Genomic DNA, 24,536 nt, shown 5'->3' with positions numbered 1-24,536 from the left:
ATATGCTTAAACCAGTAGATGATTTCGTCACAACTTCGCCTGACCAACTTTCTGATAAAAGTTTAAATTATATGATTGATAGAGCGTTATTCTATCAAAGAAGTACGATTATTGAAAACAAATGTCACTACGAATTAGCACACAAGTATGAAAATTATAACCTGACTATGAACGTCATTGTATCAATTTTATCAACTATAGTTGGCACATCAATTTTCACCACACTTTTAAAAACTAAATCAACGGAAGAAAACTATTCAATTATTATTGTAGTAACTGGTTTCCTCTCAGTAACGGCTGCTGTACTATCAACACTTCAAACTGTTTTAAGATTTGCAGATAAAGCTACCAAACACAAAAAATCAGCAAATGAATTTGAAGTTGTTTTCAATCTAATCCAAACATTTTTAATGAAATATATCTCGCTGCAAAGTACACCAACGGAACAACTCAGAACTAAAGCACTTGAAGAAATGAATAAAATAATGGCGTTATCATCCGCTGCTTCGAAAGATGCGCCAACTATCCCAACTAACATAATTAGAAAGCATTCAATAATGCCAGAACCTTTAGCTAAACCGCAAACTGCTACATCCGGTGTTATACCGCCAGATTTTCCAACACAAAACAACGAAGATTAAATAGTTGATTGTCTATCCAAATAATTAGCCCTATCCTGCTTTGATGTAATATCCTTTTCAACAACAAATGCCCTAACAGGTTCTTGCTTTTTAGGGTCTGGTTGATTAACTACCTGAACCTGCTGAACACCCTTTTGAGCCTGATTCAATACCGTTGAATTAATTTGTGGTGCCGAATAAGAAGGTGCCGAACCTGAACCACCAGTTGAACCCGGTACTTTAACAGCTAAAATACTCTTAACACTTTGGAAACCTGCTGCAACCGCTGTAGCTGCTGCTATAGGTGCCAATATCGGGCCGACATACGGTATACCCACAACCGATTCATAAGCCTTAACGGCTGACAAATATGTACTGATAGTAGCACTGGCTACGGCTAATACCTTACCTGCTACTGTGGCTTTTCCGGCAATATCCGCTGCACCCTGTAAAGCGTCACCAACCACTTGCAAAGTGGCTAATTTGGCATCCTTTTCTTTTTGCGCTAATTCAATCTTAGCATTGGTAGCTTCATCTTCTAAATCGTGGGTTTTGCTTTGATAATCTGCATCTAATTGCGCCAACTTATCATAGTTATACGCTGCTAAATCCCTTTCTTTTTGGTACTGAGCAGTTAAAGTTGCTAATTTGGCGTTGCGGATAGCCTGTTCTTTTTGCGCCTGAACTTCCGGGGAATCCTGTACTTTACCTACTCTTGCCCTGTTTGCATCTGTTACCTTAGTTTCATTTAATTGGGCTGCATCCGCTGCATCTGAGTACTTTTCAGCACTATCTACCCTACCTAATTGAAATGTTTGGGATTGAATGATTTTACCCTTTTCAACCGGGGTAGCATTCTTTAAAGCTGCTTCTGCTGCCTTAGTAATTTCTAACCTTTTTTTATCAAAATCATTTAAAGTTTCAGCATCCGATTTTTCTAAGTAATCCTTAATCTGGTCTGCATATTTTTTATTAATACGTGCTTCTTCAATACCTTGCGCCTCTCTTAGCTGACTGGCATCTTTACCGTATTTAGTAGCTATAGCAATTAAAGCTTTATACTTAAATGAACTGTCTGATAATTCAATTTCCCTTTGGCTTTTAAGACCACCTAAGATTATTTTAGAAGCTGCATCATTCCCGGCTTTAAGCTTATCAAGTTCAGATTTTTTAAGGGCATCCGCTTTTTGTTGTGCTGCTTTTCTAAGCTTTTCTGCTTCATCCTGCCTTTTCTTAATTGCCGTATTTTGGATTACAGTAATCTCAGATAATCCATCTGCCAATTTTTGTTTATAGTCGTCTGCATCCTTATCCAGTACTGAATTTTTAAGCTGCTGATTCTTAATTTCGAGTGCTGTTACGTCTTCGCCAAGGGCTTTACGCACTTTGATAATACGTTCATTAGCTAAGATTTCATTATTAACTCTGGCTATGCGTTCTTCTTCGGCATACTTTGCAGCTTTTTTTGCAGCACCTTCTTTATAGTTATCAACTACATTTAAATCACTGGCAATCTGGCTTACACCGTCTTTGAAATCTTGTACTGCTGCTTTAAAGTCACCAGATAAAGCGTGAATTAATATTTTAACCCCGGCTATAATTTCATCAATTGGAATCTTTAAGAATTTAATAAGGACGTTACCCAAACCAAAAACAACTTCCATAGTTTCCTTAAATAATCCTTTGGTACCGCCTAATGAAGGGAACAGATTATCAATTGATTTTTTTAGAGAATCCCAATTAGATACCAGATAAGCGATTAAACTGATGACTAAGCCAATACCGATAGCTTTTAAAGCTGTACCAAAACCTACCGCTGCAACTGTTGAAGCTTCTTCTGCTACTGTTACTAATTCCTGTGTTGCTGCCTGAGCAACATTAGCTTCACTGGCTGCTACTGATTCTGCCGTACCTGCTGCTAACGTTGCATCATAAGCCGTTTGCGCTGCCGTTAATTCTGCTACCGCTGCTGTTTTTGCAGCCATAGTTTCTAAATAAGCCTGTTCAGCCCCTGTCATTCCGATTGTAGCGTCTAACCCTTCGGCTTTTATAGCTAAAAGGGCTGCTTCTGAATCTAAATTAAGTTGATTAACAGCTTCGTTTGCTGCGGCTAAACGCTCTGATGCTATCTGCTGTTCAGAAATGGCTACTGTTACTGCTTCGGTTGCTGCAACCTGTTCAACCGCACCTTCAACAACTTCTGTAGTTTGTGCTTTGGCTGCTGTTGCGCCTAAACCTAAAACATTGATGAATGACCGCCAACCAGAAGAAATTTCGTGAAGCGAACCTAAAAAATGTGATAAAGCAAGGACTCCCTGAAGCTTTAACATTACTTCTTCGGCTTTTTGACCGTGTAATCCAAATAAAGCCATAGCCCCGGCTGCACCAGTCATACCAACGGCTGCACCTTTAGCAATATTGGCTATACCTGCTAACTTATTAGAAGGGTCATAAGCTTCAATTTGGTCTTTGAAATCCCTTGCAGCTAACTTTAATCGTCCTAATTCTTTAGCACCGTCCCTAAAAGCCTGTGAGTTTCTACCCTGAACCTGTTCAATCTTTTGCAATTCAGCGGTCAAATCACGTATCTGAAACTTATAGGATTTTACACTGGTCGAACCTAAATCCTTTTTACCTACAGCATCAATTTTTTGCCCTAAAGCTGCAATACCCTGATTTGCTTCATCGGTATTTAACCCGACATTTATTAATATTTTTTCTTCTCCGTTATCTGGCATTTTCCTATTTCTTTAAAGGGAAATAGGATGTTTGGGATAGATTCAAACCAGAAAAGGGCTAAAACAGAAAAGGGTCTTCCTTCCAGGAAGATCCTTTTCATGTTTGCCCCTAATTTAAATCAGATTTTAAAGCCGGGTTAAGAAATTGTAGGCGGTAAACCTCTACAGCTTTGAATATCCGCAATCGCACCGCTTACCACGCTATAACCATTTGTACCATCTGAATACCAACCATCGGCAACTAATGAAGTACCTGTTGAATCTTTCACTACAGTACCTATGCGTGGTGTAGGGTCACTGATTTTATAATTTATATAGGTTGTATGACCATCGTTAGCAACCTGACAACTTAAATATTTCGTTGACCCTGATAAATAATAATCATCGTAAGTCATACCAGTTAAAGACGCTGTAGTACCAGAATTGATAATAGTTGATAGCGTATTTGTTTGATACCAATAAGTATCGTTACCATAATAAGCACTGATATTTCTGGTAGCATCGCCCCCAGCATAACTAAAAATGGTTGCACCACTATTTAAAGTACCGGTACTGGTTACAAAATTGGTTTTGCCTGTCATTGAAGTAGCAACTGTTGGATTGTTGGCAAACCCTAAACTAAAGGTGGTAGCCGTATTAACACAGATTCCGTTAGCATTAGCATAGGTTTGCCCGGACGTTGCTGCTTCATTTGCTGCCATTGCGTTTGCATCCGCTACAGATACCAAACTATTGTACTTATGTGCCGAAACTAAATAATATAAAGCTTCACCTGTGTAACCAGATGTAGTACAATCATTCTTTCTGACAAAGGTTGCATAGATATCATTCCAAAAACCATCACTTACTACCGCCGAATCATTGATATAAGCCGTTTGTAATTTAATGGTTGATGGTTGATTTGAATTACTGTATTCAACCGATAAAAGTTTAAAATAGTTGTGACCTAAGACACTGTTGAAATAAACGGGTTTCCTGAAATCAAGATTTTGAATATCAACTTCATTCAGGTAAGCAGTAGTTTCAATAATCCGGGTGTTACTATCCTGCAATTCCGCAAACTGGTCTGCATAATATCTATCGTATAAAGTCTTTTTACCTGAACCAAAGTTATTTAAGATACCACCAGAGGTATAGAAAACTTCCAGAGGCTGACCAAAGGTTAAATCAACAAATTCATTGTTTGAACTTAAAGTATATTCGTTTGCTTCGGCATATTGATTAAAAGTATAGCCTGAAACGTGCGCTGAATCTATTGAACTGAAATAATAGGTTTGGGTTGCTGCACTTAACTGAATTTTACCTATTTCATAAGAGGGGCAATTGACTAAACCGTTATAAAATAAAATACGAGGTACAGTTACCTTTGCTTTTTTGGTGTTATCAGTATTCAATTCCCACAACCAAGGCACATTACGGCCATTGTAAGAAGCTACCGGGGTTGAACCAAATATCAATTCAATTGATTTATCAGAACCGTTTGTGGTACCTGTAATTGTTAAATTACCGTAGGTATCGCCGTACTTATCAATATAATATTTGCTGTAGAAATCGGAATCCTGTTTAAACTTGAAGGTATACAAATTGAAAATATCAGATACCGGGGTTTGGGTAAAGCTTGCGTTATCTATCTTGTTAGTCCAGTCTAAAGCAGTATTTATGATATTGGCTGCTGTAAAATTGCTATAATAGTCGTTGTACGGGGTAAAAATGATATTGTGGGCATCTTCCGGGTCAGGATATACATAAAGATTAAACATCTGTATAACGCTTTTCAGGAAATCAGCCTGTTTAATTTTTTGGCTATTCTGTCCAACCAATACCGCTGTATCACCTAAATTAAGTGTTACCGTTGAAGATGCTACAGCACTACCTATTTTCAAATCCGCATTGATAACATTAACTGTTACGTTACTATCATTATCGTAATTATCAATAAAGATTAGCAAAGCCAGTTGCCCACCTGCATCAAATTGATGGGTAAACGATACGGTAAAAGTATCAGGATGAAATTGATAAGTGAAAAGTGGTTTTGAATAGTCCCAAGTATAGTTTTTATTACTTTCCCCTATCGATTCAAATTGCCCGTTAGGGTCGCTTCTGTATTCAAAAACACACCTTACATTGGCTTTATTACCCGCAACCAATGAGGTAACTACATTCGCAGTTGCCGTAATAGTTGTATTTATCTTATTGTTGATGGTAATTTTGGTATCATCGGCTAAAATCGGGTTGATAATTGTTTGGTCACCTGCACCGCTAACAATGGTATCAAATATCACCAAGTTGTTAAACTCATTTCTGGAATGTACCGAATCATAAGAGGTTTGCCCATTGGCGTTGTACTGCTGCGGGTTGATAGTTTTAGCTAACTCAAAGATAACACCCGGTGTTCTGGAATAACTAAAGTCTGAATCCCCGTTTGGCATAATTGCCTTATTAAATTCATCAACAAATTCTGTACTGCCAGTTACCGTATAACGGTAATTACCTGTAACACCTGACTGGTTGAATATGGCATTAAAATATTCTTTTAAATATAGAGCGGGTCGAAAAGAACCGTAATCTATCTTATTATCAAAAGCAGTATCCGGGGTCACTGATGTACCGTAATCTATCAACGGATAAACATAACCCTGACCAGTTGTACCAGTGACGGTAACACCATTTTTTTGATAGACATTGAACCAACTGTTTTTGATGGTTGCCATATCATAAGTATGGTTAAAAGTAGTAAAATCTAAATCAGATAATAGCTTATCCTGAATCTTATTGAAGAAATCCACTAAGTAGCCTTTAATTGAACACTGGTAGGTTATGTTACCCAACTTATCCCGGTAGGCTGATATAAAGTGAAGCTTTCCTACAAAAATTAATGTATTGCCTTCGTAAACCTGACAATCTATGTCTTTTGTAATGTTGAAATTGAAAAGAAAAGATAGGTTAACAGTATCATCAACTACCCTGTTTAAGTTTGATAAGTTACCAAAAACTAAAGCATTATTCTTAGAATTCTTGAAAGTTATTGTTTTAGAAATTGCATCTTTTCGTTTTGAAATATCTGCTATATCTGCAACCTGAAATGTATTAGTTAAGTCTATACCTTCACAATCAAGAGTAGCATAATTCCCGGTAGAACCAGTTATAGAATCTATTAAAAATATTTGATAATTGTTATTTTGGGTCATTCCTTTTTTAAAGGAAATAGGGAAAGTATCGAAGATTACTAATTTTGGATGACCTTAAAAATAATCCTATGGCAAATATGAATAACGCTAAATACGAAAACACTTTTAATGACCTTCGGCATTGTTTTGAAGGATTATTTAAAGATGAAAGATTAACCCCGGAAGAAACTTATTATAGGGATGAACTAATAAAACTTTGCGCTGAAATTACAGAACAGGAATTTAAATTATCAAAATCTGAATAGCTGTTACTTTTCATAAGCAGATTTTTACCTTAAATTTCTTGCCTCCGGTCGGGGTAACACTTTAGGGTCAAAATGTTTTCTGCCAGTTATTGGGGGTTTTGATTCGGTCTTTGAAGATTTCATTCTTGCTTCCGCTAACTGCATTTTTAACAATTCATCTTGTATTATCTGAGTTTTAGTGTACCACAAGAACAATCCGGGAAGAAATAGCGAGAATCCCAAAGTGATGATTATTTCAAAAATAAAAAAATTGTCGTCTAACTTGTTTTGATAATAATATATTATCTTATCTATTGGACTGGTTCGCAATAAGTTTTTGGCTTGAATAATGACTCCTAAAGTTTCTAATATTGAAGAATCCGACGAGATGGTTTTTCTGGTGGCGTATTTTAGATTATAGTCAAATTGAGATAAATATCTTCCTGTATCTTTTGGTAATATTTGTTTAAATCCATCAGTTGATTTTAATAACGTCAATGCATTGGAAATATCTCCACTCGTCAATGCCGATTTTTGTCCACTTTTTAGGTTAAATTTAATTGCTTTATCAATTGTTTTGTCATCATCTGCACAACTTAATGAGTCTTCAAATTTCCTATTGTTCAAAGAATCTAAAATATAAGTATCCTGTTTTCTATCGTACACGTTTAGGTGATTTTCTCTAAAATAAAATGAAAAAACAATCAATGCCAATCCAAACATAAAGCAGAACTTGTAAAGACTGTCGGTAGGGAAGGGTAAATTAAACATAGCGGTAAGGGATTGGTTGATACCGCAATATAAATAAAAAAGCTACTTATTTCAGTAGCTTTAAGTTATTTTCCTTACAGGTTATTATTTAACTTTTAAAAGCACAATTACCCAACAATTCCATTCTTAGCACATTATAGATATAGATTTGCGCAGGGTACTGTAAATGGTGACCGTCACCCAAATTGAAATAGTTTGACAGGTAGTTCATTTGGAAAGGGGCTGATAAACCCGGATAACTTGACTGGTTGCCGGATGCAGCTAAAACAGATGCATATAATGGGTGTCCGCTATCCATTGTATAAGCAGATGTTGATTGCGATTCACCTAAAGTCGCTGTTAAATCTGCGAACGCTTGAAGTAAATCTACAAAACGCAAATTCTGCTGATAACATACCTTCCTGATTAAATCCCGGTGTTGCTCCATCGTATAAAAACCTAATTGTGAGGTAACGGTCATTGCTGATGTGCTACCAGAATTACCAGATACTTTTGTTAAAGTAAAAGGGAAATTAGGGGCTTGCGGGAAATTTTCAAGAACATTTACATTGATAAGTGTCGAAGTAGCCCCGGCTGTTATTGTTACAGGGTAAGTTGTACCACTAATAGTAACATTATATACGTCACCATATACAGGCGTACTACCGCTTGCTATCGTATTCACATTAAATTTTCTCAACCTATTGAAATACGTATAGAACTGCATACCCGGCACATAAAATGAACTGTTGGTATCGCCTAAAATAGCTGCTGCTGAACCTGTAGTCGCAACACCTGCACCGGGGCAAGATGTTAAACACAATTTTACGCCATAGCTTTTAACATTAGCTATAAACGCATTCATATTAGTTTCGGCGGTAGTTAAATCAGGGTCGTGATACATCGGTGACTGCATAATTACCCAATCTGTATTACTAAGGACAAAATCGCTGTAAAATTGATTTTTTAGCAGTACCCAATTGAACCCCGGCTTAGTCCTGTTATGCACAATAAGCGTTTGTCCTGTAAAATAGTAACATCCCCATAGTCTAACTGGTAAAGCTGCTGCTGCTCTGGTAATTTTAAATGTATAAGTATTACCAGTTGATAAACCATTATAAAATAATTCAATTTCACTTGAATAGGTATTATCAGCTTGTATCGTATTTGGCTGCACAAAAGACGTATCAAAAGTATCAACAGCGGGGTCAAATATCTGAGTAGTGCCAAAACCTCTTTTAGTTAAATTACCTTTTAAAATTGTGGATGGATTTACAAAGCTACCACCGTTAACGGAAACAGTTATATTAACAACGCCAGTTTGTCCGGTGGTACCACTTGCACCACCTTCAAATACAAAAACTGCAGTCTGATAACCTGTAATAGATACAGAAGCTGTATTACCAGACGTACTATCCGCTAACAGCTTCATAGGTTCAATATTTGGCATAATAGCCGAAACGGTGTTTGAAACTGTTCCCGTATAAGTCCACGCTGTGGTTAATAAAGCATTTGCCCAAATTGGTTTATTAAAGTTTAGATAATTGTACATCCTGCGTTCAATACCATCATAAGATAAATAACCATAACCTTGTTGATATTTACCTAAACCGAATTCATCAGGAAATGATATGATTTGATGACCACTGTCTAAAATACTATCACCATTGATACCGATTTTAAAAACCTGTTTTTCCGATGTTAAAGCTTCTTTTAAAAATAGTTGTGCCGTACCGTTGGTGTAATTATAAGTTGGTGTTACGGTAACAGCTGTAGTAGTTGGCAGGTTAACCGATTTTATAGTTTTTATTCCATAAGGTTGGTAACTGGTATTTGATGAACCTACCTCTAACTGGAAAGTAGCCCAACTTGCTAAAGCTACGTTACATTTAACAAATGCAGCACCCGTTGGGACTACCTGTTGTTTATTGGTGTCTGATTGTGGTGAACTTGATATAAAAACCTTACCAGAGGTGTAATAACTCATTGAGTTTTTATAACTCACACTGATAGTACTGTTTGCGGTTACCGGGATATAACCAGTTAAATTGAAGGCTGCATTTACTTGTGATGCGCCGCCGCTTGCCAAAGAATATCCTAATAAAACATCAGGGTCTGCGGGGTTAAATAAGTTCGGGCTAACATCGAAAAAAGTTGTTAATTCTGGTGTTATTGAATTAGGCTGAACTGCCAAACTTGTTGCTAATGCTGCTGATATAGAATCAGCCTGATAGCCTGTAAGTATTTTTACAGGTGCAGTCCACGCCGTATACACCGTACTTGCTGTACCGGATTCAAATTGAAATAAATTCCAGTTTGCTAAAAGCACGTTACACCTTACGTATAATGAACCTGTAGGTGCTGTTTGGGTTTTACCAGTATCAGTTGATAAAGATTCTGCAACAAAACCAAATGCACTATTGTACCATTGAATATTACCCTTATAGGTCATCGTGTACGCTGAACCCGCCACCACAGGTATAAAACCAGTAGTATTATAATTAGCATTTACAACAGGTACAGTATTACCCGGCAACAAGGCGTGTCCCAACGAAACGTTGGAATCATTCAAATTGAATAAATTCTTTGATGTAGTGATTGTTGCGTTAACATTACCGGGAATATAACCAATAGCGGCTGTTACTTGTGAGTTAGTGACCCCTGTTAGGAAAATTGTTGAACCAGTTATATCTAATTTTTGTTCAACTGCTGTTTTTGTTAAATTAGCTAAATTGGTAAATGCATTGCCAACAACGGTAGCCGGGATTGATTTAGGTGCTGTTTCACTTGTTATATTGGCTGTTATGCCAGAAAGATAATTAGTAATATCCATTGATTTCTTTTTGAAGGAAATAGGTTTATCACTAATAAAAAAGCCCGGCTATTGCGACCGGACTTAACCTTTTTTAAAAGCTGATTCCGGTATCGTTAATAGTAAAAGTTAACTCCAACCTGATTAAAGATGTTGAATATCGTTTTTGCTGTACCGGGTAATTCAAGTTGGTAACCGTTATAGGGTAAAACATCCCGTTTCTTAATCTGATAAATACCTTGGGGCTTTTGATTAACTCTTTTAACCAAATAGCTTCATTATCTCTAAGGGCATCTGAAATTACCTTAAAAGTTGAAACAGATTGAACATTTATAACTTCTGATTCATCATTAAAAACATTATTGAAATTATCAGTGTAAACCCCTGAATTTAGGGTTAAAGGGTTCTTTGTTAAACTGGTTTTAGTAACATCAATTGTTTCACGGGGATTAAACATCATTAAAGAATCATACCCCCCTAATTGATTAGCAAACATTATTTGAACAGGAACATTTTTACAGCCAGTATCTTTTAAGATATAAGTTCTTAAAACGCTTTTAGTATTGCCTGATAAATCGGTAACACCTACAGTAAAATAGTTGGAGGTACTTATATTATAATTTGAACCAAAGGGAGTATCAAACATATCGCCAAATTCCCCACCTAAATTTAAACCGTATGCAGTATCAATTACATTAGGGCTTATATCTACTCTGGTTGCGCCTGTGGTATGACCTGAGAGGCTATAGCTAACACTACCTATGGGTGAATTATTAAAACCATAAAAGTTATAGCTTAAATATCCGGGGATACCATCATTTAAAAAATATAGATATTCGGTTGATGTACGGTATACGTTACTGATTTGGGGTTTATTGGTTAAAAAATTGGTAGTTGAACCAGTAGCGGTAACTACGAAATTTTTATAATCGTATTGGCTAAAGCTTATTTTATCAATCAAACCGTTAAAAACATAAAACAAACCAGATGTAAGTGTTGAACCATCAACAATACCTGCATCACCGTACAGCTTTTCAGTTACTTTCAGTTTATAGGCTTGTAGGATAGCCGAGGTTGAATCAACTATGTTAGCAGAAGGCAAAAGTTGATAATTTACAACGTTTGAAAGAATACTTGAAAGGTCTGTAAAGCTACTGGTACGATTCGCCGGGGTTGTATAAAGCCTTAAATTAGCTATGATGCTGTTATCATCAGCCTGAACCTGTACCTGAAAAAACTGTATAGCGGTGTTATCAGATGATACCTGAAATATAATCGGATTATTGGCCGGCGTGTGCTTTTGTGGTGTTTTGGTGAATGTAATCATCTATCCTTTTGGATAGGTAATATGATTTGGTAGGGTAATTAGTTATATTTGGAAAAACCTCTATCACTATGAATAAGTACGAAATATATTTTCCTCGCACTAAATACCCTAAAAAATTTACTGAACCGGAAAAAGACATTGTGTCATCTTTCTTGTTTTATATACCGCTTTTTCTCGTAATGAGTTATCTAATTGGAATAATTAAGATGATAGTCTATTATCAATATTTCAATCTTGATATTTTGTCATTAATAGATATCAGCGAAGCTGTGAATATAGCATTGGGTAATTTACTTCGCTCAATTTTTGTAGTAGTTATACTAATTATATCGATAAACCTATTGAAATATCCTATAAAGGTTTATGCTGAAATATTAGCTGCAATGACTTTTATACTGAACAGATATAAAAAGCCAAACTATAATATAATAGTTGGGTCAAGTATTGTATCGCTCTTTTTAGTTTCAATATTTATGTTTTTTGAGGAGTGGCGAAATCATAAAGTTTTTAACCGATTAGATTCTTTAGAGATGTTAGAACAGTTATCTATATGTGTTAGTCTGTTCGTGGCAATTTTTTTTAACTTTTTGACAATAAATTCCTATTTTTCGATACTTAAATATAAAAATCTTTCAACATTCGTTTTAGCTATAATAATACTATCAGAAACAGCACTTTTCTCTGCGATTAAAAACATACAACAATCCATTGAATCACATAATACCGGCACCTCAATCACAATTTTGAACCCTATCTCTAAAGCAGAAGTTCTAATCAAATCAGATTCTTGCTATTTCTATATTGGAAAAACTAAAAATTATATAATTTTCTACAACGATAAAACTCAAATTACAGAAATATATCCCCAATCAGAAGTTAAAAAAGCATCCCTGCATTAAAATTTTTGTCATCAACCCTATCACCGTATTTATTATAGATTTCTGTTTTCAATTTCTGAATAACAAAACCTTTAGCCTTTTCCTTTAAATCCTTTTTAAGCTGTTCCTTTTCTTCATCCCACTTAATTGCCGGGTGAGGTTTAAGACCTTTGTTGAACACCGTATTAACCATCATCCAAGCTAATTTTTCTTGCTGCTTATCTTCGGTTACCTCTTTAAATGGTGAAGCATCACCATAGTATTTAGGATTATCAACCATTCTGATATTCTTTTCCTGAATCCAAGTTAGAAACACCTGCATAGGTGGTTTTCTATCACCGTATGAATAAGGGGTATCGTATAATTTTTCTTTGGCACCATTAACGCCCCGGTACTGATAAAGCAGGTGTTGAGAGCCTTTTATATGTACTTCGTCACCGGCTGATTCCAGAGTAAGGTTTTCAATTTTGCCAGAGTTTACAAAGTTGGGGATTGATTGAATATTCTCATTTATCGAAAGGGTAAAAGCACCGCATACGGATTCAACCACCGATAATTCAGTAGTAAAATCGCTTTTGCTAACGCCTAAAGCATCGAGGGCTTTAGCGTTCGCCTGTGATAGATTCTGAGCCATATACGGGGTTATTTATTGGTTGATGACAACTTGTATCGTTTGTTATTTGATAGCCTTAAAAGTACTTACAATCGATATTATGAACTGATTTTACCATTACGATTTTCTTCTAATGTCACCTGTTCTTTAAGCAGGGTTGCAACCGTTAAAACATTGCAAACATTGTCTTCTAATACCTGCCAAAAGGGTTGTAACGTAAATTCGGATACACTTTTTCCGATTAGCCAATAGTTCCATCGAGATGAAAATTCAGCTTCGATGCTTTGCGATTCCTGAAATATTGGGTCACTACTAACGGAATCACTTTCCAGAACATCAGGTGTTTCTTTAACAACGAAGAACGCTCCAAACGTTGTAAATACTTTTCGGTGTTCCTCTTGACAGAAAAAAAACCGTTGATGACCTCTGGCATTGATAAGTTAAAAATGAATTCAGGGTTATGATTAGGGTCTTTGGCAAACAATGATAACATTACTGGCAGGTTACCTATAGCTGATGACAAAATACCTTCTTCCGTAAAATCCACACTTAGTTTCTGAAATGTAATGAAGTTATCATAACTCAATTCATCAAAAGGTTTGTAGGCTATTTTAGGTTTACCAGTTTTGGGTACGGTGCCGATAAAGGCTAATTTCTCAATCAGTTGGTTAACCTCTAACATCGATAACGCTTCAATATCTTCAATATCGGTATCAGTTAACAGGCTGATGATTTGAACGCTCATATCCAAATCAGATAAGTGTTTGATGGTGTAGATGTCATCATCAACCAATTCACCTTCGGTATCGGCAGCATTAAGCACCGGGCTTAACTTGATATAGTCCTTCAATTTAAGCTGTTCCCAACTTGAAGGCAGTTTGTTTAATAGTTCTTTATAATTCATTTTGTTGTTGTTAGTGAGTAATAGGTTTTATATTGTATTTTCGGATAAGCTTACGCACAATGAATAAAAAGTTCTATTTATTTCTTATTGGGCTCGCTCTACTTGTATTATTCTTATACTCCGCAAGAAAAGGCAAATATGAAGAGTTTCATAAAGCAAAAATTGACGGTAAAGTAGATACCGTATACCGATACAGAGAGTACGTTATGTTATTTGTCGGAAGCGAGGAATACCGAATTATCCCGTTTCTTTATCTACAAATACACCATTGGACAAATTAGCCGTAAAGGGCGATTCTGTTTACAAGAATGCTAATAGTGATACGCTGTCATTGACCCACGAAGGAGATGAAGTATTTCTTTTCACAGTTAAAAAAGGCACTTTTTTTTAGATAGTTTAAGCTGTGTAAAGCCTCCAATTACTTGTTGCTATGGCATCCTTTTTAAATTTGTTGGCAAGGGCTAAAGCCATTATCTGGTCATCCTTAAAGTTCTTAGCTGCTGCATACTTGATATGCCCGGTGCTGCTATAGGTATATTGAAAGTTGTGCATTTCCCCGGCTACCGATAATGGATATTTAATTGAACCCTGTTCCACGTCCTTAATCAACTCAATCATTAGCTGTGGCTTACTGGTTGCAGTAAATTTAAACCCTTGCAGGTTGCTGACAGTCATTACCAATTCTTCTTCTATCGGGTCGCCAATCCCGGTGCTGTCCAAAATCTTCAAGACGTTGGCGGGTAATCTGGCTATCTTATCTTTAATCTGCCAGTACGGTGCCTGAAACCTGTCTAAGTATGACACGTGGTTATCCTTATCAACCCCTATAATTACTGTCCAGTCTCCGTTTTCACCCTTACCTCTGGCAATATCAATACCGTAACAGATAGCCGGGTTTTTTGATAGTTCAGCTATGTTAGCATTGATGTTATCTGTACCAAATGGATTATCAGCATTAGCCATTTCTTCGGCTAAATACTCTTGTGCAAATACCGCTTTTGGTAGTTCTTTGCGTTTCTGTTCAATGTATTCGGCAGACAAATGCGGGTTATCGTAACACGTAAAATGCCAACTCTGATAATTTGGTTCGCCTTCAACACCTTTGGTATATAAGCTATGGAAATAGCCCCGACCACGTGGCGAACTCAAAAAGATTATATCACCATTGTACCGGGCTAATGTTGGTGAAATATGTTCATTATAACTTTCTTCCAGATTTGGATAAAAGGCTGCTTCATCCACCAGTACCAGATTTAAGGTATTACCACGTATTGTATCTGTAGCTATACCTGAATAGAACTGTATTTTACCACCCGTAATCAACTCAATTGAAAGAGATGAACTGTTTTGCCTCTTAACCAGTGATTGCGGTATATGCGTTAACAGTTCATTATAGAAGGTTTTACTTAAATCAAACTTATGACAGAAGTACGCTACCTTTTTACCTTCAACCATATAGCGCAAAGCAATACACTTAGCCAGATATGATTTACCGCTTTGCCTACCGCAACTAAGTACTTTTATCTTTGCTTTGCTATTCCAAACTGATTGTTGCTTCGGGTGAAGCTTAGGAAGGTTTAAGTCAATATTTACGTTCAAAACAGTGTTTTGTTACCTAAATCGTTCCCTATCCCGTAAAAACCGCCTTTAAACTATGTTAAAGGGGCTTTACAGGTTAGTAACGTAGTAGCTGATTAGGATTCAGCGTCTTCATTATCCCCGGTCGGGTCGTTATGAGCATCAACAAAATTGATGTTAACGTTATATTTTATCTCTCCCGATAACGTAGTATCATTATCGTTTTTAGCCAGTGTCGGCATCACATATTTAGCTACCGCTGAAAGTATAGTCCACTGCTTAAACTCTGGCATCATAGCCAAATCATCAGCCAATTCATCTACCTTATCCGCTAATACCTTTTGTATGGCATCCCTGATTTCCTGTGTAGTCTTATTTTTTACCCCCGGTTTCCTGCCTGAATTAATTGGTTTGGGGTCGCCTATCTTAAATTTTGCCATTCGCTATTCTATCGCTATTAATAGATAGGTAATAAGATATATGTGCGAGAAAAAAGATTGAGGTTATTCAGTTTTGCCGGGTTGAGAACAAAAAACACCGACCACAAACTTGTATTTAAATAGTAGAAAAACAGAAAAATAAAATCAACAATACGACAAAAAAAAGCAGAAAAAGTCAACAATCAGTAAAGCAAAAATGAGCACATTTTGACTTAATTATTTGCAAAAATCAAATATTGTCTGTCGTTAGCCAGTGGTAACGAAGGTGCTATAGCTTTTCGACAAAAAAACTTTTGGTCATAATTATTTTATAGGTGACAGTTATTAAATTTATGACATAAGGAATCAAAAAATGAGACAACAAAACAAACCCCAAAAGGACTGGTTAGATATTATAAAAGACGTTACAGCTATAATATTAACGATACTGACAATTATCCTTCTAATTTATAAGCATTAGTGTTTCATCAGCCTATAGCGATATAATCCGGGCTTCTAAAAGTTTTACTTTGTCGTTTACTGACTTTATCATAATATATAGTGTAGGGCAAATCCCCCCTACTTCAACACCAATGAAAAATTTAACAATAACATTTACCACCAACCTAACCGGAAGTTTGATTTTGACTGATGACGACCAGAAAACTATTAGAACAGCAAACTTTGAAGTAAGCTTAAACACAGTTAATAAAAATCGCATTTGGGTACATTTGCAAAACGAAATTTGCCCGGAGGCGTGGGTTGAAATAAAAATATATCAGCCTAACAAACCCCAAGCTGATATTGAAAGATTTCTAAATCTTCAATACTTATAATTTATTTTCAAGCTTTGGGGCGTTCTTTAAAAGTTTGCACTATTTATCTAAAACAGATAAATGGCAAAACTTTCAAAACAAGAAATTAAAGAACACAACATAGCAGTTGAACTACTACAAAAAGATAAATTAACCTTCGAAGAAAAACTAACAGTCTTTGAAAAATGGAATGAATCCGCAACATCCGTTAACAGCGAAGCCGGGGCTTTCTTTACCCCACACGATTTAGCCAGAGATTTTAGCCTGAATATATACGATAAAGCTAAATCAATAGACCTTTGCGCAGGTATTGGGATTTTAGCTTTCGTAGCGTATCATTACCGGGAATGTACAGATATTACCTGCATAGAACTTAACCCTACCTATATTGAAGTAGGAAAAAAGCTGTTACCGGAGGCTAAATGGATTAATGATTCAATCTTTAACTATAAAGAATTTGGTCACTTTGACCAAGCAATCTCAAATCCGCCGTTTGGAAAGATAAAAACGGGTTTAGATAAAGAAGTTCAAAAAGACTTGAAATACAAGGGTGCAGAATTTGACCTTATCGCTATTGAAATAGCATCCAAAATTGCTGATTACGGTTGCTTCATTTTACCCCAACAATCAACCCCTTTTAGGTACTCCGGGGCGCAATTCTTTATGGATTTAAGAGAGCAGTCAAAAGGATACAACCCGCACGGCTTACAAGTACCTAATAAGGTTCAGAAATTCATTGAGGAAACCGGGTTTGATTACCAGTTCAACATCGGCATAGATACCGGTGTGTACCGTGACCACTGGCGGGGTGTATCTCCTATTTGTGAAATTGTTGATTTTGATTTTAAGCCGAAATAAACCACTTACCAACATTCTTAGCCAAGTGTTGATAAAAATACTTTAGTCACATAAAAACATTAGTAAATTTGAGTATGATTAAAGTAAATATTAGCAACTATCGAAGTGTTTTAGAAATACCTCGAATAGATGATAAGCAAATTGTATACACTTTTAAATTTTGGAATGACAGTTGGGGTAATATTAGCTACCTCGATTTAAAAGATAATAAAACCTACAACGGCAGATTTTTTTTAGTTCAAGATGGCAAAACATCGGAAGTGTTAATAAATTTCAACTGCGATGAATGTGCATTTTACAACCCTCAAAATCCTGATGAAGAAAGCCCGGTTCAAGTTTTGGGATTTAACAGCTTTATGGATTCCTATACTAAGCCTTATATTTCAAACTAAAAAAATGAACCAAGAAAAAATTGATAGATTTTATAAGGCTGTTTCCGATATAGAATCTCTGCACAAAAGTGAACTTGCAAGTTCATTAACAGATTATTTTGAACATAGAATCGGTGAAACTGATTTAATAATTTGGAAAGAAAACCCCGGAACCTTAGTAAGGAATCAGGTAATTGCTGCCGCAAACGATTATCTAAAATAAAAAAAGGCTAACGATTAACGGATAACCTTCTTATGAAATTTATTAAAATCCCGGTTTTACTGCTGACCGGGAAACAGCATAACTTATTTTTGGCTTTCCCGTTGATAGTAGCTGTAAATAATTGTTAGCAGTTCACCCTTCCCTGCCGGGCAAGTCCAACACCAAGTACGCTCTGGTACTATCACTGCTGCCAGTTCTTTTATGGTATCCATATCGGCACCAGATGCTACAACTTCTTTGTATTGCATCCATTGTTGCAGCATCGGTAGTACCGTATCAATTTTGCTTAGAATATCTGCTTTAGTCATTTTCGTTCTCCTTTTGGTATTCTTTAATTTTGTTCTGTAGTTTCAATAACTGAAAACACTTTTCGTAATCTTCTTTTTGTTCTAAGAAGCTAATCAACTGTACTATGTAGTTGATGAATATTTGAGCATCCCCCGTTTCCCCGATTTGCTCTAAATACCCCGCATAAATGTTATTTACGGCGGTTTCGTCGGCATCGTATTTTGTAATGATTAATGCCGTCACCTGATTCATTTTATTGAATAGATAGGTGTAAACTTTATCGGTCATTTTATATTCAGTGCCTTAATTCTTTTAAGTAAAATCCTTCTTTGCGCTATGTACTGCTGCTCAGTGAATTTTAAATTTTTAATCTTATCCTGACGGTTCAGGTCATCATCAAACATTACGTCAAACAGTTTATTTTCCTGCATAGTAAGTTTGGTCTTTATCTGCTCTAAGGGCGTTAAGCCTTTGTTTAAATCCATATTTTTAATCTTGTTGAGGATATAATCCCGGTACTCTTTATAGGCATTTGTGGGCTTGCGCTTGTAAAATTTTTCGCCGTTCCAGAGAGCGGTAACAAACTCGATTTCATCAGGGGTTAACCTTTTTTGAATCTCTTGCCACCTGTCGGGGCTGTAATCCCGGTCGGCGTAAAATTCACCGTCTGAAATTGGTATACCCCGGTAATCGGTATTTTCTCCTGATTCATTGTAAGTATCCGTTGGGCTTACATAGTCATCTGAAAAGTAGTTGCTACCGAAGACCAGTTTCGTACCAAATGAATTATTGGGACTATTGGGGTTTGACTTTTTGTGCATAAACTGATACTTAGCGATAACCACCGCCAACGCTTCGATGCTATTAGGATTGCGATTAAAGCGTTCAACCAGTTTTTCCGGGGGATACTTTGAGAGTTCCAACCAGACCTGTAATTCAACTTCTTCGGCTATCTTCGTGTACCTGCTGATGTGTAGTTTACCCTTGTAGTACCCGTCTATCCTTACTTTTAATCTACCTGTGTTGTAGTAATCTGTTATGATTTTGTTTGCTTGTTGTTTGATATCCACCCCGGTTTATTTAATGCGTACAGGTAGGCTATCAAACCACCTTTTAAGGGCTACAGCTAAGAAAGATGCAGCTAAGGGTACTAAGACCAGTTGAATAGTAAAAACTCCTAAGAAGGCTTGTATTGCTATCCAGATACAACCGCCCCACCATCCAAGGCAGAGCGGGCAATTAAATGGTTTTTTTCCGGATAAATTTAGTTTTAGTAAACACCAGATGTAAGCAGGATTGATTAATAAGCCGTTTACCGCTAATCCTATCAATATTGATATTATTATCATTTTTGCCACCCTTCCAACCTCCTGTAACCTATATTTATTTTTCTTGATACTGCTTCTTTAGGCAGATTTATCATATCCTTAAACGTGTAGCCTCTGGCATCTTCGGACGTTGCGACCGGGCAATACTCTAAGGTTACTTCGTAACTATCAATCGGTAGGTTTGATAGATTATATGTAACAGTGGCATCAGCGTAAACGTTGATGTAGCACATTGTTAAATCCAACTTATCAGCCAACTCTTTTAAAGCCTGATACTTTTTTACTTCTAAAAATGAAGTAGAAAATGAATCTACATTTTGATACCTGATTTTAATTTCGCCTAACCAATCAGTTGTTAGTGTGCTACCTGAACAATCCCAAACCGCTTTATCTTTAACCGGGCTAAAATCGGTATGTACTTTAGGGAATATAGAGATATAATATCCTCTGCCTTTTATTTCTTCTAATTCGTAATCGCTCATTATTTCAATTGTTTAATGTCATTCTTTAGTTCTGCTATTTCAGAAATCAGGGTGTAGCAATCTTCACTGATTGCTTTACCGCTCTTATTATTTGTATCTACCATATAGTACCCTTCCGTGGTGCTGATAAAGATTAGATTGTTTAGTTGTAGTACTTGCATTTGTATTCCTTCTTTAATTATAAATACTACAGTAAAAGTTTAAATGCCCCATTTTACTCGTTTTTTTGAAAATAAATTTTTGACATAAAAAATCCCGTAGCGGGGGCTACAGGTCACGAAGGTTTAAGTAAGGTGTTACCATGCCCGGAGGGCATCTTAAAGATTCAGTTAAGGCTTTTTAGGGGCTATTTCCTGCTGTACCATCAGAGCGTCAATATCTGACTTTAGCCGATACTTAGCCGTGATGGAATAGTAGTTGCCATACGTGATTAAATTGCTTACCACGGGAACGTAATACGCCACGAACAGGGCTTTTAACTTCTTATCCGAAATTTGAAAATTTTTCAAAATCTCAGTTTGTGAATAGTAAGAATCCCGGTCAAACATTTGTTCCTATTTTAAGTTACAATAGTGGTGTCACGCTTTGATAGCGGGCTTGCCGATGGTAACTTTTTAGTTGGTGCGGGCGTACCGCTCTTAGCGCAAGCGGTTAAAGTAATTGACGCAAGTGCTATAAGGCTAAGGTTTACTATAGTTTTCATAATTTAATTTTTTCTTTTTTTCCTGCTTTTGTCAATCAAATAAAACTGGTAAAGCACATATAGCATCACACTTATCAGAGCGACGAACACCGTACTATCCTGCCAATTATCAAACCAAATCTTACCTGACATCCTAATTAAAGTTTATCAAATTTAGGCATATATGCCTAAATAAACAAGTCGGCTAATATCAATTTTTGTTCAATGGCAAATCCACGTGACATTAAGGGTATAAAAACGGTCGGTGCCAACATCAGAAAGTACCGAAAGTTACAGAACCTAAGTCAACAAGATTTAGCCAATCTTCTTGATACCGACTTATCCCAAGTGAACAGGATTGAGTTAGGCAAAATTAACACTACCGTTTCAATGCTGTACGCTATAGCCGAAGTCCTAAAGGTCGAACCCTACAAGTTTTTTATAATTGAATAAAACCCGGCACGTTACACCGGGGTATCAATAGGTTTAGTCAATAATCAACCTATCATCGGTATCATATAACAAGATGCTAAAACTGCAATTATCTTTTTCTTCGCCTTCTTTATACACGTTCGAAAAGGTATTAATTGTTCCGTTTTCTGCGGCTGCTTCAAGATAAGCCCTCTTTTCTGCATACGTTCCCGCTTTGGGGAAGTTATCAACCCATTCGTTTATCACATTCACCTTTGCCATATCAGCAAGTCCATATTTGTCAATAATTGAATCGTTATGAAATTTATTCAATTCATCTTCATTCATTTCAGTTACCTTTTTTTCCATAATGTTTTTGTTTTTAGTGTTTTAAACCCGGGCACTTTACACCGGGGGTTGGGTTGTTGTTTAAATGGCGTACGCCATGCTTAAACCTTATTTTGCGCTCATAAGAAAAAGCCGTCCGGTTGAAAACTCAATTATTTTAAATAGAGCACCGACCGCCAAATCTTTATATAAAGGCAACTCTCGATAAGATGATGAGTATGACCACGCATCCAAAGTTGGAATGACTTTTATATCAATGACCTGATTATCTACTTCAACTTTACCTGATACGTATTTATGCTTCGGATTAGTAAATCCAAATTCAACTATTTTAACAATCGTACCTCTTTCCAATACTTCGCTTTTGGTCTTTTTCATAATCTCTTTATTTATAAATACTCTCCTACTTTTTTAAGTGCCCTAAAAAACTAAATTTATTTTTTTGGGGGCTTAACTAAAAATGGGAAGCTTTCGCCTCCCATTCTATAATTCAACCCGTCGTTGAATTTCCTATATATCACCCTCACTAATCACTCTTTCTACATTCAGTTCTTACACTGATTTCCTATAGCAAATATAGTACATTTATACCAATCTGTCAAGTAATATTTTAACTTAATTACCTGATTAACAGATATATAAAAACTAAATTTAGTTTTTTCGATGATATTCAAAATCTATAGCTAAAACTATTTGGTCGTTGTTGTTTTTCAATAATTTGGCACCGTATAAATTCACTGATTTGGTGCTAAGATTATAAGTATCGGCGGTGCTAAAACTATAATTTACGCTGCCAGTTCGGCATCCAAAACGCCTGAAAGTGTCACCGTCCGGGTTGAAGCATCAATTTCAAAGGTCAATATCCAAGTTTCGGTGGTAAAGGTTTCATTACCCTGATAGCCTTCGGCAACCAATTGTTGTAACCTGCGTTCCATTGCAAAAAGCTTCATAAATGGCATAAGTTGGGTAGCCCGCTTATATTTGGTGCTATTCACCATCAGGAAACCTTCCATTGGTTGTACGTCAGTGTTAAGTGCTGTTAAAGCCTTTGAAGGTTCAGGCTTCACGGGTTCAGCCTTCACTATTTCAGATTTAACAGCGGTTTGCGCTTTAAGTCCCGCCAAGAACTGTTTAGCCTTATCAACTGGTTTAGGCTCTGGTTGCAGTACTTGCGCTGCCGGGGCTGCCTCTGGTTTTAAAGCCTCTGGTGCTGATACCTGAACGATTGCCGGGATTGAATCCATAGCGGGCAAAGCAATGTTGTTGGCAATTAAAGCTGCTTCAAGTAATTTAATGTAAGCATCTTTATCATTGTTTTGTACTTCCAGAGGTTGAACCGCTGTCGGCTGAACTGTTGACGGTTGCCAATCATTGGGGCGTTTTACCCAATTGGTTGTTTCAGCGTTACGGCAAGCTGAATCATCAGCCACATATCGTTGAACCCATAACGGACAATCAACGGTATTTAGGTAAAAAAAGTGCTTGTTGACAGTAGCTTCATTCAGGTAATTGAAAGTCTTAACCATTGAATAGTGTTCAGACTTCGCCCCCCTGATGCTTTTACTTGATAGTTTGATAACAGAAGCTTCAACCAGAGTTTTCTTGATGAAGGATAAATCATTCCGGGTTAATGATAAAAACCACCTGTGATTATTCAGGTCAAGATTGTAGCCTGACTTATTGCTGTAGTAATTGCATTGGTGAATGATGTACCGTACCTTATTTAATTTATCTTCCGAATAAGCAGGGAATAATCCTGACAGGTCTAATGATTTTGGGGTGTTGAAAATTACAGGTTGTGTAATATCATTTTTGAAATTTGATTGCATTGATTTATTATTATACCATCCAAACCTTTAATACCGAGTACCAGTCGGTATAGGCAGATGTACCCCAAGGTTTGGTACGAGATACATCTGCACAATAAACAATGAATTGCTTCTTTATTTTAAATACGACCTTATTTCAAAGAAGTCAAAAAAAGAAGCAAAAAAATTAAAAATAATTACTTTTCAATCTCATATCTTCAAAAATAGTCCATTTTTCTTCGGGAGTGTCACAGTTATGTAAGCATTCAAACAGGGAAATAAAAGCCGTGGGCGTTGAAGATTACAACCATCCCCGCAGTATGTACGCCTAATATGTACGGCAGTATATACGTGTATATGTACGGCGGTATGTACGTGTGTATGTACGAGTATATGTACGTGTGTATGTACGCAATAGAGTATTATAGAGTTATAAAGAGAAATAAAGAGTTATATAGAAATATAAAGAGATTTAAATAATTGAAAGAGATATTTAAGTTGAATAATGAAAGTACATAGGTTGCTATTGGGGATTATTTGTTAAACAGTAACACAGAAATATCTAAAACCCTGCGAGGTGTTGAAAAAATCCTTTTAGGTTTTAGTCTTCAACTTGCAAAGCAATATCCTTTTTGATTAGTAATCCCCCGGAGGGCAGAAAGGAATAAATCTTCAACCTGCGTATGCAGTAGCCCTTCTACCGGGTTAAGCCATGCCCGGAGGGCATTTTAAATAATGAATAAGCTTTGGGGTGAAACTCTGTTACAGGTAATTATCCTTCAAGTTGCGTAAGCAGTAATCCTTCAATCTTCTTTAGCCAAGCCCGGAGGGCATTTCATATAAGTGAATAGCTTCTTTAATTGAAAATAAT

25 protein-coding genes are annotated in these 24,536 nt (G+C 36.4%); 8 read left to right on the top strand and 17 right to left on the bottom strand.

Annotated features, from left to right (window positions below):
* Positions 1–2 precede the first annotated feature (2 nt).
* The gene (locus FSB76_RS23485; RefSeq protein WP_147057721.1) at positions 3–641 is read left to right on the top strand and encodes an SLATT domain-containing protein; all 639 of its coding nucleotides are present in this window, start codon (positions 3–5) and stop codon (positions 639–641) included.
* Here FSB76_RS23485 and FSB76_RS23480 read toward each other — a convergent pair.
* Both FSB76_RS23480 and FSB76_RS23475 read right to left on the bottom strand, forming a co-directional pair.
* Positions 638–3,358 (bottom strand): hypothetical protein, encoded by a 2,721-nt coding sequence (locus tag FSB76_RS23480; RefSeq protein WP_147057719.1) that lies wholly within the window; start codon positions 3,356–3,358, stop codon positions 638–640. The genes FSB76_RS23485 and FSB76_RS23480 overlap by 4 nt on opposite strands.
* Positions 3,359–3,495: 137 nt before the next feature.
* Positions 3,496–6,546 carry a DUF5977 domain-containing protein gene (locus tag FSB76_RS23475; protein ID WP_147057717.1) on the bottom strand — a complete coding sequence of 1,017 codons (3,051 nt, stop codon included), beginning with the start codon at positions 6,544–6,546 and terminating at the stop codon, positions 3,496–3,498.
* A 44-nt stretch (positions 6,547–6,590) separates the two neighbouring features.
* Between FSB76_RS23475 and FSB76_RS23470 the strand changes: the two genes are divergently transcribed.
* Complete coding sequence (locus tag FSB76_RS23470) at positions 6,591–6,791, top strand: hypothetical protein (protein ID WP_147057715.1); 201 nt, start codon at positions 6,591–6,593, stop codon at positions 6,789–6,791.
* 24 nt (positions 6,792–6,815) lie between these two features.
* Here the strand turns inward: FSB76_RS23470 and FSB76_RS23465 are convergent, their stop codons facing one another.
* The 3 genes from FSB76_RS23465 to FSB76_RS23455 all read right to left on the bottom strand — a co-directional run bounded on the left by FSB76_RS23465 (position 6,816) and on the right by FSB76_RS23455 (position 11,434).
* On the bottom strand, positions 6,816–7,436 hold the full coding sequence (locus FSB76_RS23465; protein WP_225976290.1) for a hypothetical protein: 621 nt from the start codon (positions 7,434–7,436) through the stop codon (positions 6,816–6,818).
* A gap of 193 nt (positions 7,437–7,629) precedes the next feature.
* Positions 7,630–10,353: a hypothetical protein gene (locus FSB76_RS23460; RefSeq protein ID WP_147057712.1), complete on the bottom strand. Its 2,724-nt coding sequence runs from the start codon at positions 10,351–10,353 to the stop codon at positions 7,630–7,632.
* 73 nt (positions 10,354–10,426) lie between these two features.
* Positions 10,427–11,434 carry a hypothetical protein gene (locus FSB76_RS23455; protein WP_147057710.1) on the bottom strand — a complete coding sequence of 336 codons (1,008 nt, stop codon included), beginning with the start codon at positions 11,432–11,434 and terminating at the stop codon, positions 10,427–10,429.
* A 293-nt stretch (positions 11,435–11,727) separates the two neighbouring features.
* Here FSB76_RS23455 and FSB76_RS23450 point away from each other — a divergent pair, with 293 nt between their 5' ends.
* Complete coding sequence (locus FSB76_RS23450) at positions 11,728–12,558, top strand: hypothetical protein (RefSeq protein ID WP_147057707.1); 831 nt, start codon at positions 11,728–11,730, stop codon at positions 12,556–12,558.
* Here FSB76_RS23450 and FSB76_RS23445 read toward each other — a convergent pair.
* The 4 genes from FSB76_RS23445 to FSB76_RS23430 all read right to left on the bottom strand — a co-directional run bounded on the left by FSB76_RS23445 (position 12,536) and on the right by FSB76_RS23430 (position 16,072).
* The gene (locus FSB76_RS23445) at positions 12,536–13,171 is read right to left on the bottom strand and encodes a hypothetical protein (RefSeq protein WP_147057706.1); all 636 of its coding nucleotides are present in this window, start codon (positions 13,169–13,171) and stop codon (positions 12,536–12,538) included. The genes FSB76_RS23450 and FSB76_RS23445 overlap by 23 nt on opposite strands.
* Before the next feature lie 220 nt (positions 13,172–13,391).
* Positions 13,392–14,054, bottom strand: a complete 663-nt coding sequence (locus FSB76_RS23440; RefSeq protein WP_147057704.1) for a hypothetical protein — start codon at positions 14,052–14,054, stop codon at positions 13,392–13,394.
* A gap of 396 nt (positions 14,055–14,450) precedes the next feature.
* Complete coding sequence (locus FSB76_RS23435) at positions 14,451–15,653, bottom strand: terminase large subunit domain-containing protein (RefSeq protein ID WP_147057702.1); 1,203 nt, start codon at positions 15,651–15,653, stop codon at positions 14,451–14,453.
* Positions 15,654–15,748: 95 nt separating this feature from the next.
* On the bottom strand, positions 15,749–16,072 hold the full coding sequence (locus FSB76_RS23430; protein ID WP_147057700.1) for a hypothetical protein: 324 nt from the start codon (positions 16,070–16,072) through the stop codon (positions 15,749–15,751).
* A 572-nt stretch (positions 16,073–16,644) separates the two neighbouring features.
* On the opposite strand from FSB76_RS23430, the gene FSB76_RS23425 reads away from it, so the two are divergent.
* The 4 genes from FSB76_RS23425 (at position 16,645) to FSB76_RS23410 (ending at position 18,318) form a co-directional block, all read left to right on the top strand.
* Positions 16,645–16,887 (top strand): hypothetical protein, encoded by a 243-nt coding sequence (locus FSB76_RS23425; RefSeq protein ID WP_147057698.1) that lies wholly within the window; start codon positions 16,645–16,647, stop codon positions 16,885–16,887.
* Between the two features lie 60 nt (positions 16,888–16,947).
* Positions 16,948–17,724 carry a methyltransferase gene (locus tag FSB76_RS23420; protein WP_147057696.1) on the top strand — a complete coding sequence of 259 codons (777 nt, stop codon included), beginning with the start codon at positions 16,948–16,950 and terminating at the stop codon, positions 17,722–17,724.
* A gap of 74 nt (positions 17,725–17,798) precedes the next feature.
* On the top strand, positions 17,799–18,116 hold the full coding sequence (locus FSB76_RS23415) for a hypothetical protein (RefSeq protein WP_147057693.1): 318 nt from the start codon (positions 17,799–17,801) through the stop codon (positions 18,114–18,116).
* A 4-nt stretch (positions 18,117–18,120) separates the two neighbouring features.
* The gene (locus FSB76_RS23410; protein ID WP_147057691.1) at positions 18,121–18,318 is read left to right on the top strand and encodes a hypothetical protein; all 198 of its coding nucleotides are present in this window, start codon (positions 18,121–18,123) and stop codon (positions 18,316–18,318) included.
* Between the two features lie 83 nt (positions 18,319–18,401).
* Here the strand turns inward: FSB76_RS23410 and FSB76_RS23405 are convergent, their stop codons facing one another.
* The 5 genes from FSB76_RS23405 to FSB76_RS32250 form a co-directional block, all read right to left on the bottom strand.
* Positions 18,402–18,626, bottom strand: coding sequence for a hypothetical protein (locus FSB76_RS23405; protein WP_147057689.1), 225 nt, complete (start codon positions 18,624–18,626; stop codon positions 18,402–18,404).
* The gene (locus FSB76_RS23400; protein ID WP_147057687.1) at positions 18,619–18,894 is read right to left on the bottom strand and encodes a hypothetical protein; all 276 of its coding nucleotides are present in this window, start codon (positions 18,892–18,894) and stop codon (positions 18,619–18,621) included. The genes FSB76_RS23405 and FSB76_RS23400 overlap by 8 nt, the downstream gene beginning before the upstream one ends.
* Positions 18,891–19,676: a hypothetical protein gene (locus tag FSB76_RS23395; protein WP_147057686.1), complete on the bottom strand. Its 786-nt coding sequence runs from the start codon at positions 19,674–19,676 to the stop codon at positions 18,891–18,893. The genes FSB76_RS23400 and FSB76_RS23395 overlap by 4 nt, the downstream gene beginning before the upstream one ends.
* A 275-nt stretch (positions 19,677–19,951) precedes the next feature.
* The gene (locus FSB76_RS23390) at positions 19,952–20,416 is read right to left on the bottom strand and encodes a hypothetical protein (protein WP_147057684.1); all 465 of its coding nucleotides are present in this window, start codon (positions 20,414–20,416) and stop codon (positions 19,952–19,954) included.
* A gap of 559 nt (positions 20,417–20,975) precedes the next feature.
* Positions 20,976–21,119 (bottom strand): hypothetical protein, encoded by a 144-nt coding sequence (locus FSB76_RS32250; protein ID WP_158642966.1) that lies wholly within the window; start codon positions 21,117–21,119, stop codon positions 20,976–20,978.
* Between the two features lie 204 nt (positions 21,120–21,323).
* Between FSB76_RS32250 and FSB76_RS32995 the strand changes: the two genes are divergently transcribed.
* Positions 21,324–21,551 (top strand): helix-turn-helix domain-containing protein, encoded by a 228-nt coding sequence (locus FSB76_RS32995; RefSeq protein WP_147057682.1) that lies wholly within the window; start codon positions 21,324–21,326, stop codon positions 21,549–21,551.
* Between the two features lie 33 nt (positions 21,552–21,584).
* Here the strand turns inward: FSB76_RS32995 and FSB76_RS23380 are convergent, their stop codons facing one another.
* The 3 genes from FSB76_RS23380 to FSB76_RS23370 form a co-directional block, all read right to left on the bottom strand.
* A complete protein-coding gene (locus FSB76_RS23380; protein ID WP_147057680.1) occupies positions 21,585–21,878 on the bottom strand; it encodes a hypothetical protein in 294 nt (97 codons plus the stop codon).
* A gap of 87 nt (positions 21,879–21,965) precedes the next feature.
* The gene (locus FSB76_RS23375) at positions 21,966–22,235 is read right to left on the bottom strand and encodes a hypothetical protein (RefSeq protein WP_147057678.1); all 270 of its coding nucleotides are present in this window, start codon (positions 22,233–22,235) and stop codon (positions 21,966–21,968) included.
* Positions 22,236–22,642: 407 nt separating this feature from the next.
* Complete coding sequence (locus FSB76_RS23370; protein ID WP_147057676.1) at positions 22,643–23,686, bottom strand: hypothetical protein; 1,044 nt, start codon at positions 23,684–23,686, stop codon at positions 22,643–22,645.
* Positions 23,687–24,536: the final 850 nt, after the last annotated feature.

The sequence above is a fragment of the Mucilaginibacter ginsenosidivorax genome (genome assembly GCF_007971525.1).
Taxonomy (GTDB): Bacteria; Bacteroidota; Bacteroidia; order Sphingobacteriales; family Sphingobacteriaceae; genus Mucilaginibacter; species Mucilaginibacter ginsenosidivorax.
The sequence above is the reverse complement of the archived record's forward strand: the minus strand, read 5'-3'. Positions and strand labels throughout refer to the sequence as shown.

What these genes read in the sequence shown, in the direction of transcription:
- FSB76_RS23460 (WP_147057712.1), bottom strand. Translation starts at nt 10,353, where the DNA reads ATGGATATTACTAATTATCTTTCTGGCATAACAGCCAATATAACAAGT.
- FSB76_RS23425 (WP_147057698.1), top strand. Translation starts at nt 16,645, where the DNA reads ATGAAAAATTTAACAATAACATTTACCACCAACCTAACCGGAAGTTTG.
- FSB76_RS23405 (WP_147057689.1), bottom strand. Translation starts at nt 18,626, where the DNA reads ATGACTAAAGCAGATATTCTAAGCAAAATTGATACGGTACTACCGATG.
- FSB76_RS23430 (WP_147057700.1), bottom strand. Translation starts at nt 16,072, where the DNA reads ATGGCAAAATTTAAGATAGGCGACCCCAAACCAATTAATTCAGGCAGG.
- FSB76_RS23370 (WP_147057676.1), bottom strand. Translation starts at nt 23,686, where the DNA reads ATGCAATCAAATTTCAAAAATGATATTACACAACCTGTAATTTTCAAC.
- FSB76_RS23445 (WP_147057706.1), bottom strand. Translation starts at nt 13,171, where the DNA reads ATGGCTCAGAATCTATCACAGGCGAACGCTAAAGCCCTCGATGCTTTA.
- FSB76_RS23475 (WP_147057717.1), bottom strand. Translation starts at nt 6,546, where the DNA reads ATGACCCAAAATAACAATTATCAAATATTTTTAATAGATTCTATAACT.
- FSB76_RS23420 (WP_147057696.1), top strand. Translation starts at nt 16,948, where the DNA reads ATGGCAAAACTTTCAAAACAAGAAATTAAAGAACACAACATAGCAGTT.
- FSB76_RS23380 (WP_147057680.1), bottom strand. Translation starts at nt 21,878, where the DNA reads ATGGAAAAAAAGGTAACTGAAATGAATGAAGATGAATTGAATAAATTT.
- FSB76_RS23440 (WP_147057704.1), bottom strand. Translation starts at nt 14,054, where the DNA reads ATGAATTATAAAGAACTATTAAACAAACTGCCTTCAAGTTGGGAACAG.
- FSB76_RS23415 (WP_147057693.1), top strand. Translation starts at nt 17,799, where the DNA reads ATGATTAAAGTAAATATTAGCAACTATCGAAGTGTTTTAGAAATACCT.
- FSB76_RS23390 (WP_147057684.1), bottom strand. Translation starts at nt 20,416, where the DNA reads ATGAGCGATTACGAATTAGAAGAAATAAAAGGCAGAGGATATTATATC.
- FSB76_RS32250 (WP_158642966.1), bottom strand. Translation starts at nt 21,119, where the DNA reads ATGAAAACTATAGTAAACCTTAGCCTTATAGCACTTGCGTCAATTACT.
- FSB76_RS23410 (WP_147057691.1), top strand. Translation starts at nt 18,121, where the DNA reads ATGAACCAAGAAAAAATTGATAGATTTTATAAGGCTGTTTCCGATATA.
- FSB76_RS23375 (WP_147057678.1), bottom strand. Translation starts at nt 22,235, where the DNA reads ATGAAAAAGACCAAAAGCGAAGTATTGGAAAGAGGTACGATTGTTAAA.
- FSB76_RS32995 (WP_147057682.1), top strand. Translation starts at nt 21,324, where the DNA reads ATGGCAAATCCACGTGACATTAAGGGTATAAAAACGGTCGGTGCCAAC.
- FSB76_RS23450 (WP_147057707.1), top strand. Translation starts at nt 11,728, where the DNA reads ATGAATAAGTACGAAATATATTTTCCTCGCACTAAATACCCTAAAAAA.
- FSB76_RS23485 (WP_147057721.1), top strand. Translation starts at nt 3, where the DNA reads ATGCTTAAACCAGTAGATGATTTCGTCACAACTTCGCCTGACCAACTT.
- FSB76_RS23480 (WP_147057719.1), bottom strand. Translation starts at nt 3,358, where the DNA reads ATGCCAGATAACGGAGAAGAAAAAATATTAATAAATGTCGGGTTAAAT.
- FSB76_RS23400 (WP_147057687.1), bottom strand. Translation starts at nt 18,894, where the DNA reads ATGACCGATAAAGTTTACACCTATCTATTCAATAAAATGAATCAGGTG.